Source organism: Microscilla marina ATCC 23134, assembly GCF_000169175.1.
In the GTDB taxonomy this organism is placed as follows: domain Bacteria; phylum Bacteroidota; class Bacteroidia; order Cytophagales; family Microscillaceae; genus Microscilla; species Microscilla marina.
Window position 1 is genome coordinate 16,055 of the sequence record NZ_AAWS01000060.1, and the last position, 20,736, is coordinate 36,790.

17 protein-coding genes are annotated in these 20,736 nt (G+C 41.5%); 6 read left to right on the forward strand and 11 right to left on the reverse strand.

From position 1 onward, the window contains the following. Window positions 1-8: 8 nt before the first annotated feature. From M23134_RS32400 to M23134_RS32425, 6 genes are all read right to left on the reverse strand, one after another. Window positions 9-743, reverse strand: coding sequence for a hypothetical protein (locus M23134_RS32400; protein ID WP_045114792.1), 735 nt, complete (start codon window positions 741-743; stop codon window positions 9-11). Further along, entirely contained in the window at window positions 724-1,398 is a 675-nt protein-coding gene (locus M23134_RS32405; protein ID WP_002704026.1) for a hypothetical protein, read from the reverse strand. The genes M23134_RS32400 and M23134_RS32405 overlap by 20 nt, the downstream gene beginning before the upstream one ends. Window positions 1,399-1,407: 9 nt before the next feature. Then, a complete protein-coding gene (locus M23134_RS42335) occupies window positions 1,408-2,505 on the reverse strand; it encodes a hypothetical protein (protein WP_002704030.1) in 1,098 nt (365 codons plus the stop codon). 282 nt (window positions 2,506-2,787) lie between these two features. Further along, window positions 2,788-3,210: a lipocalin family protein gene (locus M23134_RS32415; RefSeq protein ID WP_002704032.1), complete on the reverse strand. Its 423-nt coding sequence runs from the start codon at window positions 3,208-3,210 to the stop codon at window positions 2,788-2,790. A 150-nt stretch (window positions 3,211-3,360) separates the two neighbouring features. Continuing rightward, window positions 3,361-4,935 (reverse strand): choice-of-anchor D domain-containing protein, encoded by a 1,575-nt coding sequence (locus tag M23134_RS39275; RefSeq protein WP_082226754.1) that lies wholly within the window; start codon window positions 4,933-4,935, stop codon window positions 3,361-3,363. Window positions 4,936-5,096: 161 nt separating this feature from the next. Beyond that, window positions 5,097-5,303 carry a hypothetical protein gene (locus M23134_RS32425; protein WP_002704037.1) on the reverse strand — a complete coding sequence of 69 codons (207 nt, stop codon included), beginning with the start codon at window positions 5,301-5,303 and terminating at the stop codon, window positions 5,097-5,099. 164 nt (window positions 5,304-5,467) lie between these two features. Here M23134_RS32425 and M23134_RS42665 point away from each other — a divergent pair, with 164 nt between their 5' ends. After that, a complete protein-coding gene (locus M23134_RS42665; protein WP_002704039.1) occupies window positions 5,468-10,681 on the forward strand; it encodes a T9SS type A sorting domain-containing protein in 5,214 nt (1,737 codons plus the stop codon). Window positions 10,682-10,987: 306 nt separating this feature from the next. Here M23134_RS42665 and M23134_RS32440 read toward each other — a convergent pair whose 3' ends face one another. Together M23134_RS32440 and tgt are read right to left on the reverse strand one after the other, a co-directional pair. After that, window positions 10,988-12,103 (reverse strand): LptF/LptG family permease, encoded by a 1,116-nt coding sequence (locus tag M23134_RS32440; RefSeq protein ID WP_002704041.1) that lies wholly within the window; start codon window positions 12,101-12,103, stop codon window positions 10,988-10,990. Window positions 12,104-12,414: 311 nt separating this feature from the next. After that, a complete protein-coding gene (gene tgt, locus M23134_RS32445) occupies window positions 12,415-13,545 on the reverse strand; it encodes a tRNA guanosine(34) transglycosylase Tgt (protein ID WP_002704042.1) in 1,131 nt (376 codons plus the stop codon). A gap of 340 nt (window positions 13,546-13,885) precedes the next feature. Between tgt and M23134_RS32450 the strand changes: the two genes are divergently transcribed. After that, window positions 13,886-15,076, forward strand: a complete 1,191-nt coding sequence (locus tag M23134_RS32450) for a glycosyltransferase (protein WP_002704043.1) — start codon at window positions 13,886-13,888, stop codon at window positions 15,074-15,076. Then, entirely contained in the window at window positions 15,067-15,684 is a 618-nt protein-coding gene (locus M23134_RS32455) for an RNA polymerase sigma factor (protein WP_002704044.1), read from the forward strand. The genes M23134_RS32450 and M23134_RS32455 overlap by 10 nt, the downstream gene beginning before the upstream one ends. Window positions 15,685-15,852: 168 nt before the next feature. Here M23134_RS32455 and M23134_RS32460 read toward each other — a convergent pair whose 3' ends face one another. The 3 genes from M23134_RS32460 to apaG form a co-directional block, all read right to left on the reverse strand. After that, window positions 15,853-16,413, reverse strand: a complete 561-nt coding sequence (locus tag M23134_RS32460; RefSeq protein ID WP_045114794.1) for a peroxiredoxin family protein — start codon at window positions 16,411-16,413, stop codon at window positions 15,853-15,855. Window positions 16,414-16,555: 142 nt separating this feature from the next. Next, on the reverse strand, window positions 16,556-17,326 hold the full coding sequence (locus tag M23134_RS32465; RefSeq protein ID WP_002704046.1) for an O-methyltransferase: 771 nt from the start codon (window positions 17,324-17,326) through the stop codon (window positions 16,556-16,558). Between the two features lie 17 nt (window positions 17,327-17,343). Beyond that, entirely contained in the window at window positions 17,344-17,730 is a 387-nt protein-coding gene (apaG, locus tag M23134_RS32470) for a Co2+/Mg2+ efflux protein ApaG (protein WP_002704047.1), read from the reverse strand. A 164-nt stretch (window positions 17,731-17,894) separates the two neighbouring features. On the opposite strand from apaG, the gene ung reads away from it, so the two are divergent. The 3 genes from ung (at window position 17,895) to M23134_RS32485 (ending at window position 20,694) form a co-directional block, all read left to right on the forward strand. Next, window positions 17,895-18,551 carry a uracil-DNA glycosylase gene (gene ung / locus M23134_RS32475; protein WP_002704048.1) on the forward strand — a complete coding sequence of 219 codons (657 nt, stop codon included), beginning with the start codon at window positions 17,895-17,897 and terminating at the stop codon, window positions 18,549-18,551. Window positions 18,552-18,712: 161 nt separating this feature from the next. After that, window positions 18,713-19,864 carry a hybrid sensor histidine kinase/response regulator gene (locus M23134_RS32480; RefSeq protein ID WP_002704050.1) on the forward strand — a complete coding sequence of 384 codons (1,152 nt, stop codon included), beginning with the start codon at window positions 18,713-18,715 and terminating at the stop codon, window positions 19,862-19,864. Between the two features lie 245 nt (window positions 19,865-20,109). Continuing rightward, entirely contained in the window at window positions 20,110-20,694 is a 585-nt protein-coding gene (locus tag M23134_RS32485) for an SMI1/KNR4 family protein (protein WP_002704052.1), read from the forward strand. Window positions 20,695-20,736: the final 42 nt, after the last annotated feature.

The following is a 20,736-nucleotide window of genomic DNA, read 5'->3' on the forward strand; positions in this document are numbered from 1 at the left end:
TCTTGCTTTTATTTTGGGTCTAATAAACGTAATACCATATAATTAATTACTTCGTCACGATACCTAATTATCATTGCCTGAAAGTATGTGATATGAAGTATTGCTACTATTACTGGAGTATTGCTAAAATAAGCTTGTACAAAATTTTGTTGTTTTTTTAGGGGGCGGTTTTCAAAAAAAGCAATTTTCTGATTATTTATAATAATCTTAGGAAATTTAGGTATATCAAAATGTTCATATTCTTTATGTATATATTTTACATAATTGGTTAGCTTTTTTTCTAAAGCATAAGCTCTCCCTTCTTTGAGCATAAGTTGCTCTACAACTGCTATTTCATAGGGTGTTTTAAGGTTATTATTAACCTTTCCTTTTCCTGCGCTCTTTTCTAATATTTTTTTTATTGTTTCCAGCTCCTTAACAAGTCTTTCACTTTTATACATTAATGAGTCTTTTATGAAAACGTAGTGTATTCTACGTAGAAGTACCCTATTGAGGCGGTCAATTTCTGGTGACGATACTCGCGCAAGACTGTCACCAATTACTTGGGTAACCAACAAATGTTGTAATACTTCAAGCCTGTGCTTTAATCCTGTAATTGTATCATTAAACTTATTTTTTTGTGCCTGAGACAGCGTACTTGAAAAGTTCTTAGTATTTTCAGGTATACAACTTATGGTTGTACCTACCAAAAATATATACAATATTATAAAATAGTTTTGTTTGTTATAATGGGGCTGTTTCATCTGTTAGGTATGATATAACTTGTATAATAGCTTTTTTTTGATAGTTAATTACCATATTCTGAAAATGAGTAAGGTATGCCAACGCCAATATGACAGGCGTATTGTCAAAATACGTATGAGCAAAGTCTTTATCTTTAGTTAAAGTAAGTAATGGCAACTTACCAACACCTAAACGAGCATATCTATCATTAAGAAACTTTACATATTTATCAAGCTGATATTTAAGTACATTTGCGTTGTTTTCTGTGATCATGCAAAGCCGTACTTGTTCTGTTTCTAATGGAAACATAACCGAGTGGGTTTTAATACTAAACCCTCCAGATCTTTTAATCAATGTTTGTTGGAGCTGCATAATTTCGCCATTCAATTGATGGCTTGTTTTTTTTATTCTTACTACTTCTTTCCAAAACGATCCTCCATGCTTACGGTGACGTACCAACACAGGCCTTTCAAGCATTATATCTCCATGCTTTTTTTCTCTCAGGAGTTGCCGTCCTAAATTCACTTCCAGCAAATGGCTAGCATCTTTTAAATCTAGAATTAGTTGCTTAAGGCTGTCTGCCTCACTTAATTGATGTTGTTGGTTTGGGCTGTTACAACTATTTAATGTTGTAACAGCCAAAAAGGCTAATAGAATGTAAATACTATGTTTCATTGTAATTAATTAGTTACTTTGTTTTTTCACCAAATTGGCTGGAACCATTATTTGCTTACGTGATATTTTACCGGCTTGGGTTTGTTTTACTTTATAAAGGTAGTGAATATACTTATAACTGGATTTTAGATGAGTTACAGGATAATACAAATACTTGACCTCAGAATTGTCTGTTCTTCCCAAAATACTACGATAAAACCCCTTAATGTTGCTTGGTACATAGCCGTCATTAAAAACAAAGTGACTATTTACTATTGTTCCTTGTATTTTATCTTCATCATAAATATCCTCTCCATAATACATTTTGTTATATTTCTCTTCGGGAGCTTTATTGCGGTTCACCGCATCTAAAGGGTAAATAACTTTCTTAGGCTCACCGTCAGGGTCTTTGCCCGCAGGTGGCAATAGCATTTGTACAGCATCATCATACGCCATATTTACCAAATCGTCCCAAGCGTTGAGGTCTACGTGTTTTCTGAGCCAAACCTCAAAAGGAGTAGCTTTGCGGTAACGGTCATCTTTTTGGCTTTTTACTATTTCTACAAACTGCTGTAGTCCTATGCTATTTACATTGATAAACACCCTTTGTCCAGGGTCTATGTTCCAGTCGTAGCCCTGCCCGGTTTGTAGCCCCGCTTTGTGCTTGAGCCAAAACTCTTCAAATGTTTTCATATTGGCGCTAAACTTAGGTTTCATCCCGTACTCGCTCAGCATTACCTGGTTGTAGGGCGAGTTATATAAGTATATTTTACGCAAACCGTCTATAGGCGACATATCGGGGTAATAAGTAACTGCATATACCCAGGGCGAGTCGTTGGGTTGCACTACATCTACTACAGCCACCGTGAGTGTTTTACTTATTTTGTCTATTCTTATCTCGTGTTGGGCAGTTTTCCCTCTTGCTTTTATTGCCTCTTCCTCCTCTTTGCGTTGTACCACAGCATTGTTTAAAGAGGCTTTGTTTCTGTACTTGGAAGGTACCGGGTCTTGCTTTGCCTTGTGGGTCTTGTGTTTACTTTTGTGAGAGTCATTGGTACGACGCTGTTGTTGAGGTACTTGGTTTTGGGAGGTTTGATCTTGTTCGTTTTGTGCTTGTTTGTGTTCCATAACTTATTTATAGTATTTGATTTTAAGGTAAATATTTTTTTCCGAAAATCCACCTTGTTTTCACGGCTAAACCGTGCGGTGGGTTGCCAAAAACTGTCGCCTACCCATTGTTATTGGAGCGACTTTGCATTTTATCTTCAAATATAAACATTTTGTTTAATATATTGCTCACTTTTACCCTAAAAACTCACCCCTGCGCAATAAGCGCATAAACACAAGCCCATAAAAAAACCGCCTGTCTACTCAAAGACAAGCGGTCAGCACTATGTTTTATACCATTGCCTAGGCAGGCACCAGCGTAAAGTTGATGGTCACCGAACCACCTTTGCCCGTAGTACTGCCCTGGTACTTAAGCTCAGTTGCACTAAAGCTCACCGCACTATAGGTAATGGCAGTTCCGGTAGAAGGGGTAAGGGTCAAGCTGGTTTTGTCGGTAGACAAAGCCCAGGTACCCGTAGTAGACGTACCCGAACGATCGACCAAGGTATAGCTCTTGGTGGTGCCATCGTTGGCAAGGGTCAGGCGGTATTGGCTAAACTCAGCCGTTACATCCAGGGTGCCCTCCAGGGCATTGCTCACCTTCCAGGCTTTCAGCAATTCGGTATTTTCAATGACAGGCCCATTGTCATCATTCTTCTTTTTGCAACTTTGAGAAAAAACGGCCACCATAGCCACCAATACTAAAAATAGATGTGTTCTTTTCATGAGTTAAATTTCTTTTGGGTGATAGTTTTTATAGCTTTCAAGCTTCAAGGGACAAGCTTCAAGCAACAAGTGGCGGAAGTCCGTGGCTTTAGTGTTAAAAAGCCCCGCTTCGCGAACCATAAAACTATAAAACCATATAACTAATTTAGCCTATTTTTTTTGAATTCTACGGGCTACCTTTTCTTCGCCAATTTGCAACAGCAACACATAGTTCCCCGCGGGCAACTGGCCCATATCAATGCTTCCTTTGTGGGGCACACCCTTCGCCACGGTTTGTCCCTGCATATTTACCACCTGGTAGCTTACCTTGTTAGAAGCTTTGCCCTCAATGCTTAAGCGTACCTTGCCTTGGGTAGGGTTAGGACCCACCGTCAAAATACCCTCCTTCAAATCGGGGCTCACCCCGGTTACATTGCTGGTAGCGGTGCCCGTGAGGTTGATCGTATACGTGCCTTCGTCGGCATCGTTGCTGCCAATGGTCAAAGTGGCGGTGCTGCTGCCCAACCCGGCAGGTTTGTAGCTTACGCTAAACGTTACATTGCTAAAGCCCGCAATTTTATCGGTTACACTGGTTTGGGTCACTACAAAGTCGGTGGCATTGGTACCACTCACTGCCACCTGGCTACCCGAAGTACCACTCAAAGTCAAATCTATGCCGCCCAAATTCTCAATAGTGAAAGTTTTATCGCTCGACTGGCTCACTACCACACTGCCAAAATCTACCGTACTACCCGAAGCTATGGCTACCGTGCCTGCTTTGAGATTGATTTCCTGGGCGGGAGCCATTATTCTGATTCTGTCTTCAAGAGGATCACTTATATAAAGTTGTCCATTAGCATCAAAGTGTAGTTGGCGTTCACTTTTAGTAGTTCCACCTGCATTGTTCGAGTTGAACTTTTTTACAAAAGTGCCATCGCTTTTAAAAACTTTGATGTAATCGTTACTGTTGTCATCATCCGATACATAGATGAAGCCATCCTTGTCAATGGCAATGCCTGCGGGCTTGGTAAATTGAGCGTCTCCTGTACCTGTGCTGCCAAATTTGCTCAAAAACGTCCCATCTTTGTCAAACTTCTGTATTCTATCGTTATTTCTATCTACCACATACAGGTTTCCGCTTGCATCCATCACCATGCCATCGGGACCAGAAAACTTTCCGTCAGTGGTGCCTGCGCCGCCAAATTGAGATTGATACGTACCATTTTTATCAAACTTTTGTACTCGGTTGTTATTAAAGTCTACTACATAGATATTGTCTGAAGCATCTATCACAATTGCTCTAGGAGTATTAAACTGACCATCACCATTACCATTGGTGCCGAATTGAGATAGATAATTGCCGTCTTTGTCAAACTTTTGGATTCGATGATTACTACCATCAGTTACAAAAATATTTCCCTGACTGTCTTTAGCCAGCCAATAAGGAAATTCTAGTTTTCCGTTGGTGGTTCCTGACCCCCCAAACTGGGAGACATAATTGCCGTCTTTGTCGAACTTTTGTACCCGATCATTTATTCCTTCTGATACCCAAAAGCTGCCATCAGCATTAAACAGGATACCTTGAGGGGCGTTAAACTCTCCGTTGCCTGTACCATCGGTTACATTGCCTAAAGAGTCTTTGAGCACCAAAGTAGTTTGGGCGGTCAGTTGTAGGGGAGCCAGCAGGCACAGTGCCATCAAGATACTCCATAACCTTTGTGCGTTGTAGAATTTTGTTCGTTGCATACTTTATTTAGTATTTAGGTTTGATTAATTTTGTTTCCTACCTACAAAGATACGCCTTTCGTGAAATTTCATACTTTTTTTTGGCTTTTTTAACTTACCCGACCGTCTTCACCCCTGGCTTGCGCCACCACAAGCGAACGCCCTTGGGTTGACTGCGTACTTTATTTTGCCGCCCACCCTTTGCCCATGCCCTCAAAGCACTGACTATCAGTCAGTAGAAGGGAGTGGTTGCCCAACCCCTTGATAACCAGTGGTTCAAGGACATCCGGCAGCAACGCCCACCCCAGAAGAGCCGCTGGGGCAAAGGGTGGAGGTTGGGGGCAAAACTTACCTGGACAATAAAAACCGCCAAACTTTGTCCGTTTCATTGCCCCAAATGTAGTATATTTGAAGTAACGCTTGTTGGCTCCGCATTCCTTAAAAACAAGGGGTTACTTTAGGCCACCCCACCCCATCTAGGGGTGGGGTACAATGATTTACCTTAAGCAATCAATTTATTAAATCATCTTTATTGTTTATTATTTTTGCATATATGAAAACGTTGACTTTATCCAAAACACAGGCATCTTTTACCTTACTTGCCCTGGTGGGTATCATAGGGCTATGGCTACAAAACCCTCCGGCTACCTGGTCGGCTTTATGGCGGGCAACCCCCCCAGTGGTAGGCTCCCCTGAGTTACCAACCTTGCCCTCGGCTGATTTTTTACCCCCCCTCAAACCCACTGCCGTGGCGGGCAATGTCGTCATTACCGCCCCCGACTTTACCGGAGCCGCCGCCCTCTGCAAAGACGGGCAGTTTGTGACCTTGCCCAACATCACCCTCTACGAAACCACCAACGATAGTTTTACTTATACACCTCCAGGTGGAGATGATAGTGAAAGTATGGTGATTACTCTTAGGGTAAGAACCGCCAACGCCACCAATTTTGAGTTCAAAACCGGCCCCGGTTCAGTCAGTGTAACTGCCAATACTTCGGGCACCAATATTACCTCTATCAGCACTACTGATGTTAGCCCAGGATCTGTCTATTACTTTGATATCACTTTTAGTTTATTAGGGAATGATAAATTAGATGCCATTACTATTTCGGGCTTGCAAGTAAAAGCCTTATCCAATACAGCAGTAGCGGAGGAGTTTTTATATGCTGGAACAGCTACTACTGATGGGGTTTTCACTGGGCTGACTGAGGCTGGGGCAGGTGGTGTTCCAAATGCCAACACTACTCGTTTTGCCAAATATGGCTCCAAAGATGCTCCCGCTGATGTTACTTTTACCGGGCTAACCAATGTAGATATATGTGCAGGTGCTACTTTTGAGGCGACCGACAAATTCAATGTAAGTGCAGGTGCAGGTACCACCAATTGGTACTCCGACTTTGCCCTCACCACCCAGGTAGCCACTGGAAACGAGGTAACCGTACTCAATGGTACCGAAGGCGATGGCAGCAATGATTTGATTGGGGTAAACCCCACCACGGCTGCTACCCTTACTTATTATGTCCGCCGGGAACACAATGGTTGCTACAGCACGGTCAAAACAGTGACAGTTACCGTACACCCTATTCCTGATGTTTTTCTTACCCTCAACTTGGCAAGCAACCAAATATGTTCTGATGGTACGATTGGGTACACTGCCTCTAGCCCCACCTCCGATGTATACACCTTCCAAATAAGGCCTTCAGGAGGATCCTATGTCAATGCTACTACTTATGGAGCAGTAGACGCTGCCGCAGGTACTTTTACATCTAATGCTGATGTTTTTGCCGCAGGAACGTATGAAATAAGGGTAAGAGGCAAGGTTAACTCTACGGGCTGTATCAACTGGACAAACCCAAAAACATTTACTGTGGTGACAAAACCAACAATTCCCAATATCAATGCGGCATCGGCAGTGACCAAAGGGAACGCCATTCCATTGACCGCAAGCAACAACGGAGCAAGCCGGGATGAAGAGCGTTTTGAAGGAGAGGGAGTAATACAAGTTGGTCCAAATTCTTATGAATTCAATACGTCTTCTCTTACCGAAGGTAATCCATACGATGTTACCTATAGGTATAGGGTAGGCGACTGTTGGGCGTTTAATACCAAAACAATTACCGTACAAGCTGCTCAACCCCTCTTTACTAACATTACCAACCCCAATATATGTGAACAAAGGTCAGTTTTTACCCTAAATATTAATGCTGCCAAAACCGAATTGAAAAATACATTTCCTTGTGCCTCTACTGCTGTTACCTATGCAGTCAGTTGCAATGTCCCTGGCATGTTGTCAGGTAGCCCTAGTACATCGGTGAGTAGTTATACTTTTAACCCTACTGCAGTTCCCTCAGCTCCCCAAGCGGTTGAACTTACTGTAACAGCCACGCATACTTGTACTTTGGGGGGACCACAAATAAAAACTTCTACTACTACTGTCAATATTTTTAAAGCACTTAACTTAGTGATTGATCAGGCCGCACTTAATCCAGGTGGGTATTGTGATAATAATAATACAAACATTCCTTTTACGCTGAAAGATGGGGCAAATGTATTGACCGATAAGGTAACTTTTGTGCTCAACGGAGCAAATATAGCAGATGGAGACGCAAGGCTTGACAATGCCAACCGTACTTTTAACCCTCAAGAGCTAGGCGCAGGTACCCATGTTATCAAGTTTAAGTATACCAATGTGTGTTCAGATGAGTCACCTTCGGTAACTATCAAGGTAACATCACCAGCCAACACCGATTTTAAAGATATTACCCTCAACACCTATTGCAACGATGTAGGTAATATGCTTCAGTTAGCTCCTACTATTGGAGGGGTACCAGTGACTATATTTGAGTCTACAAAAGGCTTTTTTACCATTGATGGAAACCCTCAACCTAATGGACAAAACTTTATTGACCTGAGTACACTTAATGTAGGTGTCCATACCATTACTTATGTGTATACCGATGGAGCGTGTTCTAATGTAGTGGGACCACGCAACCTGACCATAGAAGCCAAGCCTACTTTAGTATTAGATGGTTTGGCCGCAAAATATTGTCAAAATGAGCCAGCAGTTACACTCACGGGTAAAGTAACTGTGGGAGCCAACCCGGAAACCACTGTAACGTTGCTAAAAGCCTCTAATGATTATATTGAGCTAAGACTTCTGCCTGCAGGTACTCCCTTTGTGTTAGATGAGGATCAACTAGACCCTTCAAAACTTAGTGCAGGTACTTATGACGTTACCTTTGTGCATAAAGAAACAGCCACTTATTTATGTGAGTCACGTATTACTTCGTCTTTAATTATTCATACTCCCCCTGCACCATCTTTTAATGGCATTAGTAAAAACCAACAATTTTGTGAGGATGTAGGAGTCATACCATTAGAACCATTGGTAAATAACCGCCCACCTCTGTTGCCAGGGAAGGGTTTTTTCAGAGTTTGGCAAGACAGTCCAAGTTTGTTTGATAAAAACATTGTGGGTACAGGCATTAACTCTACTACCGATTTGAGTGGGGTAGGTATTTATCATATCACTTACAACTACCTGGATGACAATAACTGTAATGGCGTGAGCGATACTGTTACTTTTCAATTGTTATCTGCTCCTCAAAATCTAAAGGTGACCACTTTTAAAGAGGAAAACATAGCCGAAATTAAGTATACTGCTACGGCTGATGGGGTAGACCCTTTATGGAAATGGAATTGGGACTTTGCTGATGGAACCACCGCTGATACCATTGTGGCATTGAAAAAGTTGGACGTGAACACCAATAGTATTTTAAATACCTATACTATTCAAGCCTTTAACGGAGGGGGATGTGTAGTAAGTTTTACCAAAAGTTATGTGGTAAACTTTGATTTTACTGGTTTATGTCAAGGGAGCCCTACCCAGTTTACTGATCAATCAAGTTCTTCAACAGATAACTTTACCAGTTGGGCTTGGGACTTTGGCGACGGTAGCACTTCTACTGCTCAAAACCCTGCCCATACTTACACCAACATTGGTACTTACCGGGTAACCCTTACTGTAACTACTGACGATGGCAGATCATCACATACCATTCGCAAACGGGTAGACATATTTCCTGGGGTGATTGTTACCCCTACGAGTCCCTATAACGAAGATTTTTCGGGAGGACGAGCTGGTTGGATAGCCAATGGAAATGTAGTAGTCGCTGGTGTAAAAAAAGATAGCTCAAGTTGGCAGCTCAAAACTCCGGCTGGCCTTGCCCAACATATTCCAGCTGATAAAGGCAATGCCTGGGTAACTGATAATAGCAACAACCCAGCTAAAACTGATACTGTAGCCAACTACAATGCCAACGAACAATCGTACGTAGAAAGTCCTTGCTTTAATATTACTACTTTGAATCGGCCTATGGTATCGTTTGATTATTGGGTAGATACTGACCTGGGAGATGATGGAGTGGTATTATTGTATACCATAGATGATGGTAAAACCTGGTTTAGAGTTGGGCAACAAAACCAAGGCTTAGATTGGTACAATTCTCGTCCTATTCTAGGTAAACCAGGCAATGATTTTACTATTGATAATGGCGACGGACAGGGTTGGTCAGGCAATGCACAAAGTACAAACCCTGCCTTGGGTTGGAAGACAGCGCGCTTTGGTTTAGATGGTGTACTGCAGCGCATGGATGCTGCCAATTTAACTACCAGATTGTTAAGGTTTAGAGTAGCTTTTGGTAGTAACGCTGATAATAACCCAAAAGCAAAGTATGATGGGTTTGCTTTTGATAACTTTCAGATTACTAACCGAAACCGCCTGGTGTTGATGGAGTACTTTATCAATCAGGCCACCACCAACGCCGCTACCCTGGATGCCACCACCCACACGTATGCCAGCAGCAAAGCCGAGGCGATTAATATTCATTACCATACGGCTTTTCCTGGCAATGACGTGATCAATAACCAAAACCCAAAAGACCCCAGTGGCCGGGCGTTTCACTATGGCATACGTGAAGTACCCCGCCCCACCCTTGACGGGCAAGTAAGAGATGAGTCAATTACCGGGAGTTATGCCGGTACCTGGGTAGACACGGCTTTTGCTCAGCGTACTTTACGCGCGGCTCCTTTCTTAATTAATATAAGCCAACCTACAGCCACCAATGGCACCTTGACTGTTTCGGCTACTATAAACGCCATCGAAGCACTTGACCGCAAGGTAGTCATGCACATTGCCGTGATAGAAGACACTGTTAACATTGAGGGCAATAACTACTACAATGCAGTACGCAAAATGTTGCCCGATGCAGCAGGTACCTTCCGGGCCCAGTCTTGGGTGGTAGGCGATAGCCAAACATTGAACGAAACCTGGAACTACAGTGCTGTAACAGGGCTTTCGCCCAATCACCTGCGGGTGGTGGTGTTTGTGGCAGATTATGAAACCAACGAAATATACCAGGCTGAGGTAAGCGATGTGCTGGCAAACGGCCGTGAAAACGATGTCAATGATGAAAATCAGGTAACTGGAGTTGTAGATGATTTGAAATCAGGTAAGTGGAGCATATTTCCCAACCCGGCTGCCGATCAATTAAACATCTCCTTTCCTGCCAATGGGTCTGCCAAAAGCCTGACCGAGGACATCAAGTGGGAGGTAGTGAATGTGTCGGGGCAAACGGTCAAACAAGGACGTTGGGCGCGTGGTAGTCGTCAATGGTCATTGAGGGTAAATGACCTTGCCTCCGGGGTGTATATTATCAAGTTGAGCAACCGCCAGTTTACGGTGCAACGACGTTTTGAAAAGCACTAAGCATTACATAAAATGGTAGGAATTGATTCCCGGATAAAGTACAGGCTTTATCCGGGATTTTTTTTGATTATACCTGGCAGGTTTCTAAAACCTGCCAGGTATAAAATTGGGCAATTAGAGTAAATATACTGTGAATGGGATAAAAAAACGTTTTTAGGTTCCAACCTTTGTACCGCATCGCGTGCTTGCATCCCGTTGCAGAACGGGGCAACCATTTTAGCCATTAAGCGGAGCGTAACAATGAGCGGAGCGACAACCATTAGAATAACCAGGTTTCGGTTAATCATGCCGTTCCAAGTATAAATACTATTTAGGCACCCGTTTGTACATAATTAAACCAATCAAAGCAAATAAGATATTGGGCATCCAGGCAGCAACCAAGGGGGGCAACTCTCCATTTTTACCAATACTCCGGCTCACCATAATCAACATGACATAAATAAAAGCCAGTCCAAACCCCACCGCTATTTGTAGCCCTGCGCCTTCACGGGTTTTACGGCTCGACACAATTACTCCAATCACGGTGAGAATAATTACGGCAAAAGGATAGGCCATCCGCTCATAACGCTCTACCAGATAAGTTTCCAGTTTGCCCACCCCCCGTTGCTTCAGTTCCGCTATATAGGCTTCCAGCTGATCAGACGTAAGCTGTTCATTGAACATGTACTTGCTTTCAAAATCTGATGGTTTCAGATTCATCAAAGTATCCAGGCTTTGCCCGTAAGTAATCTTATAGTTGAGAGAATCCCCTCGGTTAAACTCCGTAATTTTATAGTTTTCCATGACCCACTTTTTGCGGTCTTTGTCCCACAATATGCGTCGGCATTCTACCTTACTGTTTAACTTTTTCTGTTGTCTTTTGCCGTCATACTCAAAGCCACTGATGTTTTCGAGGGTAAATTTGTAGCCCACATGACTGGTATTGTCGTAGCTTTCTATGTAAGCAAAGGTATTGGGAGCTATTTTCAAGTGCACATTGCGGTCAGTAAAATAGAACTTGTCTTTGATGTGGGTATTTTCAAACTTGAGCCTTACCCGGTTGGCTTTGGGTATCACCCACCCAATGAGGTAAAAGGTAAGTACTGCTATCAGTGAAGAGCCCAGCAGGTAGGGCACCAGCATACGTTTAAAACTTACGCCACTGCTCAAAATAGCAATGATTTCGGTATGAGTGGCAAGGCGGGCGGTTACAAATACTGTAGCTATAAATATGAGGATAGGACTGAGGGAGTTTGCCCAGTAAGGAATAAAGTTGAGGTAATACTTCGTAAAGATTTGCCAAACCGTTTGATCCATCTTGTTAAAGTCCCCAATCTTTTCGGTAATATCAATGATCACTATAATAGAGATCAATATAATCACCACAAAAAAGAAGGTAACTAAAAATTTCTTTAGTATATACTTGTCTAACCTTTTGAGCATTATTTTAATTGTATAATTGCCAACTTTCAAATATAGAACGAAAATTCTAATCTTTTTGGCTCATTTCTACATTCCACCGAAAAAATATAAGGGAGTAGTAGCTTCAAGCTTTTAGCAAAAAGCAACAAGTTTGAGGCTGTTATTCAAGTTTGTCTTGGGTAACCTGTACTTATACTTGTTGCTTGAAGCTTATAGCTAGTCACTAATAGTGTTCAAACTTTTAGCAACAAGTTTGAGGCTGTTATTCAAGTTTGTCTTGGGTAACCTGTACTTATACTTGTTGCTTGAAGCTTATAGCTAGTCGCTAATAGCTACAAACGTTGCATCAAGTGCTTTACCATCTTGTTTTTCCATTCAAGAAAAGTACCCGCCAATATTTGCTCACGGGCTTGCTTTACCAACCAAAGGTAAAAAGTAAGGTTATGCACTGAGGCTATTTGTGCGCCCAGCATCTCTTTGCAATGCACCAGGTGGCGCAGGTAACCCTTGGAGTAAAAAGTGCTGACATAGCCCCCCAGGTGTTCATCTATAGGCGTTTGGTCATCCTCCCATTTTTTATTCTTGATATTGATCACCCCCTGGGTCGTAAAAAGCATTCCATTGCGGGCGTTGCGGGTAGGCATTACACAGTCAAACATATCTACCCCCAGCGCAATCCCTTCCAGAATGTTTTCGGGAGTACCTACCCCCATCAGATAGCGCGGCTTGTCTTTGGGCAAAATACTGCATACCAATTCAGTGCTTTCATACATTAGTTCATGCGGCTCTCCCACAGACAACCCACCTATAGCATTGCCATCTCGCTCAAAGCTTGCGATTACCTCGGCAGACTGTTTTCTTAGGTCTTTGTAAGTACTGCCTTGTACAATCGGAAAAAGCGTTTGGTCATACCCATACAAAGGTTGGGTAGCGTCAAACCGGTCGCAACAGCGCTTTAGCCAACGGTGGGTCATTTCCATAGACTTTTTGGCGTAGTCATATTCACAAGGGTAAGGGGTGCACTCATCAAACGCCATCATAATATCGGCACCAATGGCACGCTGAATGTCCATGACGGTTTCGGGGCTAAAGTGGTGCTTTGACCCGTCGATGTGTGATTGAAAAGTAACTCCTTCTTCTTTTATTTTGCGAATACCCGCCAGCGAATATACCTGGTAGCCACCACTATCGGTCAGAATGGGGCGATCCCAACCATTAAATTTATGTAAACCACCAAATTTTTTGAGAATATCAAGCCCAGGACGAAGGTAAAGGTGGTAGGTGTTCCCCAAAATAATCTGAGCATTGATGTCTTCTTTGATTTCTCTCTGATGAACCGCTTTTACAGTGCCAGCGGTGCCTACCGGCATAAAAATAGGGGTTTGTATATCACCGTGGGCGGTGGTCATTACACCAGCCCGGGCACTGCTGTTAGGATCGGTGGCTTTTAGTTCAAATTTCATAACTTGATGCGGTAAAAACTGTGAAAACTATTGTACAAGGGACCTAAAAAAAGGCAACAAAGATAGGGCTGTTCATCAGTGATTTGCAAAATAATTTGAACACTATTCTTATATTGTTTTGTTTTGTGGCACAAACACTCCGCAGTGATTTTAGTCAAAGTTGTTTGCTGTTTATCAGTTATTGATGAATTTAAAAACTATTTAATTGGGTGTTTAGGCATACAACCGAAACACTTTTAAAAATAAAGTGAGTACACAACCTTAATATAAAATACTGGTTTACAGCATTTAACAAGGTGAACATTTACTCGAATCAGCTATGGACTATCGACTAAATACTATGGACTATTGTGACACAAACACCACCAACCATTTCATCCAAGTGACTTATTTATTATTCAGTTTATTATTGATTGTTACGCTGGGGCAACTATTTTTTTTGCTCAGGTTTTTTGCCCGGCTTGCCCGGCATCCATTGCTTGCATTGCCTCAGAAGGAACTGTCCTTGTTTCAGTTATCATTGCCTCAAGTATCGGTTGTAATATGCGCCCACAATGAATTACCCCGCCTCAAAAAATTCTTACCTGGTATACTGGCCCAACAACACCCTGAGTTTGAAGTCATCATTGTCAACGACCGCTCAACCGATGCATCGGCAGCCTGGCTCGAAGCCCAAATGTCCATCCATAGTAGTTTGTGTGTGGTCACTATAGATCAAACTCCAGAGGGTTGGAATGCCAAAAAACACGCCTTGGTGCAAGGGGTAAAAACAGCCCGTTATGACGTAATATTATTGACCGATGCCGACTGTGCGGTCAATTCGCCCCACTGGATACAACACATGTGTCAGCCTTTGCTTGATCCTCATATAGAAATTGTGCTAGGTTTTTCGCCTTATTTTAAACATAAAGGGGTACTTAACTGGTTTATACAATATGAGACCTTCTTTACAGCAATACAATACCTGTCTTTTGCTTTATTGGGTAAAGCTTACATGGGAGTAGGGCGTAATTTAGCCTATAGGCGAAAATTATTTGCTAATGGAGAAATACTTGAGCGGTTCAAGGGAATTACCGGGGGCGACGATGATTTATTTATCAATCAGGTAGCCAATGCCCATAATACAAGCGTATGTATGCACCCGGAAGCGCACATATTGTCAGTGCCTAAAACTACCTGGACTGACTGGTATCGTCAAAAATTACGACATTTGTCAGTAGGAAAACTCTACCAGGCTAAATATCAGTACTTGTTAGGTTTTTTACTGTTTACACAAACTTTATTTTGGTTTTTGAGTATTTTAGGGACGATATTTGAGCTATATAATTCAAATGAACCAATATTTGAAGGAATAATTTTTCTATTTTCATTGAGAATGTTAGTTTTACTATCAATTTATAATGTAATAATTCGTAAATTGCGTATTGATGTAAACGTGTGGTGGATTCCTACATTGGATTTTTTGTACATTTTTTATATATTTATCATAGGATCATTAGCAATTAGCAGAAAGAGAATAAAATGGACGTAGGCAAATCAAACAAACAATTTTCGGAAAAAGCTCTCAGAGATTTCAAACTAATTGATTTAGCAAAAGAAAATGGCGACCAAAAAGCCTACGCTGAATTAATGGATCGTTACCGTAAGCCATTGTATCATACGATGCTTAAAATGGTGAAAAACACCGACGATGCCGAGGATTTAACTATCGAAGCTTTTGCCAAGGCCTTTAAAGGATTGAGTAAGTTTAAGAAAGAATATACTTTTAGCACCTGGTTGTTTCGTATTGCTACCAACAACTGTATAGATTTTATTAGAAAGAAAAAACTGGAAACCCTCAGCATCAGTTCTTCTTTCAAAGATGATAATGGTGAAGAAGTGGGACTAGACATCAAAGACGGCAATCGTGACCCTCAGGAAGAGGCCATCAGAAGTCAAAAAATAGAATTGATGCAACTCATTGTAAACAAGCTTCCGCCCAAATACCAAAGGTTGGTAGAGCTACGCTACTTTAAGGAGTTCTCTTATGATGAAATAGCCAAAGAAATTGAAATTCCACTGGGCACCGTAAAAGCCCAACTGCACCGTGCCAAAGAACTATTGTTTGACATGGTCAAAGATAAAAGACACTTAATTTAATATGGTTTATATCTTAAAATGGTTAAGCCCTTGATGACTTAATCATTTTTTTTATAAAAAGAACCCTCATTGTTTTTTGAAGCAATGAGGGTTTTTCTTTTTTATATAGCCTATCAAACTAACTTTTTTGCTTTACTTAGGAATGGTGTAAAAATAAAGTTCTATTCCTTAGCTTTGGTCTACTGGTACATTATTTAAAATAAACTCAAAGAAAGTGTTTCCATTGATTTTTTGCACCAACTCGTGGTGACGGTTATAGATAAATACACTGGGAGTCATGACATGGCCAAAGTAATCAAATATTTTTTTCTCTTCAATTTGCATTACCCTATAGTTGTCATACTTATTCATCTCATAAGCCTCATCAAACGTTTTCAGTGCTTTGATTGGCTCACTGGAAAACAGAATTACTTGTTTACCTTTTAACTGGTTAGCGTGTTTGACCAGGTTCTTGGCGTTGTCTTGACAATGATGACACAAAGAATTGAACAAGAAAAACATGGTGGTTTTTTTGTCAAGGTCTTTGCGCGTAAAGGGTTTCCCGTCAAGGGTAGTAAATTGTACATCGGGTATTTTCTGAGCTTGAGGGTTGGGCTTGTCATTGGTAATTATTTTTCTGGCGTTAACCCCACTGTTTACTCCTCCTTTAGAGTTTTGGCAGCTCCACATGCTTAACAAAAGCACTAAAATGAGCAGCAACCCTCCTAATCCAACAATTCTTCCTTTCATTTTGTATGTACGTTTAAATGTTTGTGTAATATATAATAATTGCTCATTACAGCATGTTGCAGGCAAACTACTGAGAGCAGTTGCACAAAAATAATAATTTTACGCAAAATCGGGTGAGAAAATAATTGTTTGATAGTATAGATTAAAACTGTAGCCTGAAATGCTGTACCGGTTGATTTTTCCTAAAAAAAATCAATCCTACCCTAAATAAGTCGATGCTAAGGGTTACTTCGGGGTGTTGCCTGATAGTTTGCCAGGCTTGTTGCATTTCTGCCGACCAGTAGATGTCGTCAAACACAAATAGGCTGTTTTCGTGTGCCTGGGCCAAGCAAAGCTCAAAATATTGCAGGGTAGGTGTGTAGCGGTGGTTGGCATCAAAAAACACAAAGTCGAGCAGGGGCAGGGTGTCCAGTATTACAGGCAGTGTATGGTCAATATTGCCTTCAGCCACGTGAATGTGGTGGCCACTGCTTTGAGCAAAGTTTTTTCGGGCAATGGCAGCTATATTGGGGCAGCCTTCCAGCGTAGTAATATGGGCCTTGGGGTTGGCTTGAGCAAGGTACAGGGTATTAATACCCAGCGAAGTGCCCAGCTCTACGATGGTTTTAGGTTGGAATTTACGGACAAGTTTGAAAAGTAATTGACTGGTTTTTCGGTTAGAAACAGCGTACCGGGCAATTTGGCTCACTTTACGTGTGTTGTTAGAACTTTTTCTAGAGCCTGCTCCCAAATCTTTGATGGCAATAGACTGATGATTTTTGAGCAAACTCTTTCTTAGCTGTTCTATAGGTATAAACTCACGGTATTTTTTTGAGGATTTAATCGTTTGGGTATATAACTCAAACACAAAAGGTGAATGTACCGAACGTACTGTTTTTGCCGTAACTAAATGGCGTAAATATTCTTTTATCAATGTAAAGCGATTTGAGATTAATTAAGCAAATAGGGCAAAATTAACACAAATTCGGGAATTACTACTTTAAATTGTTTACCATCTACTACGCGCTCCATCAAATAAGTACCGTTCATTTTGCCAATACCTGTTTTTAGGTTGCAGCCAGATACATACTGGTGAGTTTCGCCAGGCTCAAGCACAGGCTGTTGACCTACCACCCCCTCGCCTTCGACTTCTTTTTGAGTGTTGTTAGAATCATATATAAACCAATGTCTGCGAAGCAACTGTACTGTATAGGCACTGCAGTTTTCAATGGTAATGCGGTAAGTAAATACATAATGCGATTGTCGGGGGCTTGAATAATCTGCCTGATACTCTGTGACAACACTTACCTTTACGCCATCAGTAATTTGTGTAATCATCTTATTATATGGTTAATGTTTGTAAAAATGAGAGAGAGGAATAACATCCTGTATTTTTGAAAACAAAGCTTTTAAATATAGACTTTACTTTTCGATTAGCAAATTTTTTTCCAAAAAAATTGTTTTGTACTTTTAGCCATTAATTTACCTAATAAAAACACTGTATGGACGTAAAAATAGCAGATTCCTGGAAGGAAAAACTACAAGAAGAGTTTGAAAAGTCTTATTTTAAGGATTTGGTAGCATTTGTAAAAGATGAATACCTCAGTCAAACAGTATACCCTCCTGGTAATCAGATTTTTAATGCCTTTGATAAATCTCCTTTTGACCGGACGCGTGTGGTAATCATAGGGCAAGACCCTTACCACGGAGCGGGGCAGGCAAATGGTCTTTGTTTTTCGGTGAGCGATGGAGTAAGAATTCCTCCCTCTTTGCGCAATATTTTCAAGGAAATTAACCAGGATTTGGGAAAAGATATTCCCAAGTCGGGAAACCTGGAACGTTGGGCAGAGCAAGGAGTGTTGCTGTTGAATGCTACTTTGACAGTAAGGGCCAAAACTGCCGGATCGCATCAAAACAAAGGCTGGGAACAGTTTACCGATGCGGTGATCAAGGCCATTTCGGATGAAAAAGAAAATGTAGTGTTTTTGTTGTGGGGAAGATACGCACGTGACAAAGGTAAAGTGGTAGATCGCAACAAGCATTGTGTGCTGGAGGCCCCTCACCCTTCGCCTATGGCAAAAGGCTTTGTGGGATGTCGTCACTTTAGCCGTGCCAACGAATTTTTGAAATCCAAGGGATTGGCAGAGATTGATTGGTAGTGCAAATAAACTTATAGAATAGCGAGGTACCAAAGGGGCAATGTTTGCCCTTTTGGTGCTTTAGCGTCTGGTGTATTTGTGGGGAGGGAGTGTTATACTCAAACGGTGGAGCAACTGCATTGTGATGTATATGACGACTCTCGACAATATAAAACAACCTTATGAAAACTTACCGTATTTTAGTAGCAGACGATCAGCCTGGCAATCTCGACACTATTATCAGGTATCTGGAAGAATCGTCGGGTATTTACAGCATTCTAAATGCCACCAATGGAAAGATAGCTTGTAAAGTAGCCGAAAAAAAACAGCCTGACCTCATTATTATGGACTGGGAAATGCCCGTAATGTCGGGGATAGAAGCCATTCGTTACCTTAAGGCGCAAGACGTAACCAAGGACATTCCTATTATTATGGCTACTGGGGTGATGTTGTCACCTGCCCATTTGAAGGTAGCCCTGGATGCTGGAGCCATTGACTATATTAGAAAACCTATCGAGCGTACCGAATTATTGGCGAGGGTAAACTCTATTCTCAAGCTTGCCGATTCGTATAAGATGATCAAAGAACAAAATGAAAATATTCAATCAACCAACAAAAGACTTTTGGAGCTCAACTACGAAAAAGATCAATTGATTCACGTAGTAGCACACGACTTAAAAGTACCTTTGAGTCATATGTCGAGCCTGGTACATATCATTGACCCTAATGCCGACAACCTGACCGAAAAACAAGCGGCGTTTCTGCAAATGATTGGGCAGTCGTCGGATCGGTTGATTAAACTTATCAATAAGATTTTAGACATAGAAGCCATAGAGTCTAAGAAAGCAAAGCTGCACATGGAGCCAGTAGACATCAGGTTACTACTAAGGCAGGTATCAGAAGAGTTTACCCACGTAGCCATACGCAAAAACATAGAAATTATTAGTCAGATTGGCGAAGGCATTGTGTGGGCAGATAAAACCCATCTGACCCAAATACTTGAAAATCTGTTGTCTAACGCGGTTAAATTTTCGCCCAAAAATAGCCAGGTACAAGTACATTGTGTAGCAGCTGAAGGCAATATAAGGGTAGAAGTGCAAGATCAGGGAAAGGGCGTACTGCCCGAAGAAATGTCTCAGCTATTTATCAAATACCAAAAACTATCGACGCGCCCCACTGCCGGAGAAAAATCTACTGGCTTGGGGTTGTCTATAGTAAAACAATATGTAGAGGCAATGCAAGGACGGGTTTGGTGCGAAAGTACTCCAAAAAAAGGAGCTAAATTTATTGTAGAGTTTGCCCAGCATAACCCTGCAGTACAATCAAACACTTGATTGAATGGTACAACCACCCGGGTGACCGTATAATGGTACCTTTTGAATGTACGACACAGCAGTAAAGCGAAATATTATCGCTGAAACATGTTTTTTTTCAAAATATCCTACACGAAGTGCAGTTAGTGTATTTGAACCGTTAAATTTGTTACCTGCTAATATTACATAATTATTAATTGTTAATCATCGTTTTATGAGTCCACAACTAGTAATTATACCTAAGCATAACATATATTTAAAACCGTATGAAACAAGTTCACAAGTACTGGGAGGACGTTGATAAGCAACTTACCAAGATCACTAACCAAAGCTTGATTAACTTTCACGCCAAAGGAGCAGCCAAAGAAGACATAGCCAAACTATCGGCCAAGATAGGTTATGAGTTGCCCGAAGACTTTCAAGATTTTCTCACCCGTTTTAACGAATACCAAAGCGTAACGTTTTTTGAGTATAAGTCGTTAAGTATCAGCGATATATACGATAATTGGCGTTTGCTTACCAACCTTAAAACTCAAGGTGAGTTTGAGCATCTTACACCTTGGTATATCAAAGAAAAAGGAGCTGTAAAGTTTAAATGGTGGCATAAGGGGTGGATTCCTTTTGCCGAAGACAACAACGGCAACTTATTGTGCATTGATTTGGCTCCTGCCAAAAAAGGTACAAAAGGGCAAATCTTTTATTGGGAAACCGTAGGAGGACCAGGGGTACCACAGGCAAAATCTTTTGGGGAGTACCTCAAAAACTACAAAAAATCGCTTGAAAAAGGCAAATTCGCTTATGACGAAGTAATGGGAGTGTTGGCGCAACAACGCGAATCAGTAGGGGCCTAAGTGATGGCCAAAAGAATGGTGAAGGTTTCGACGACCAGACAG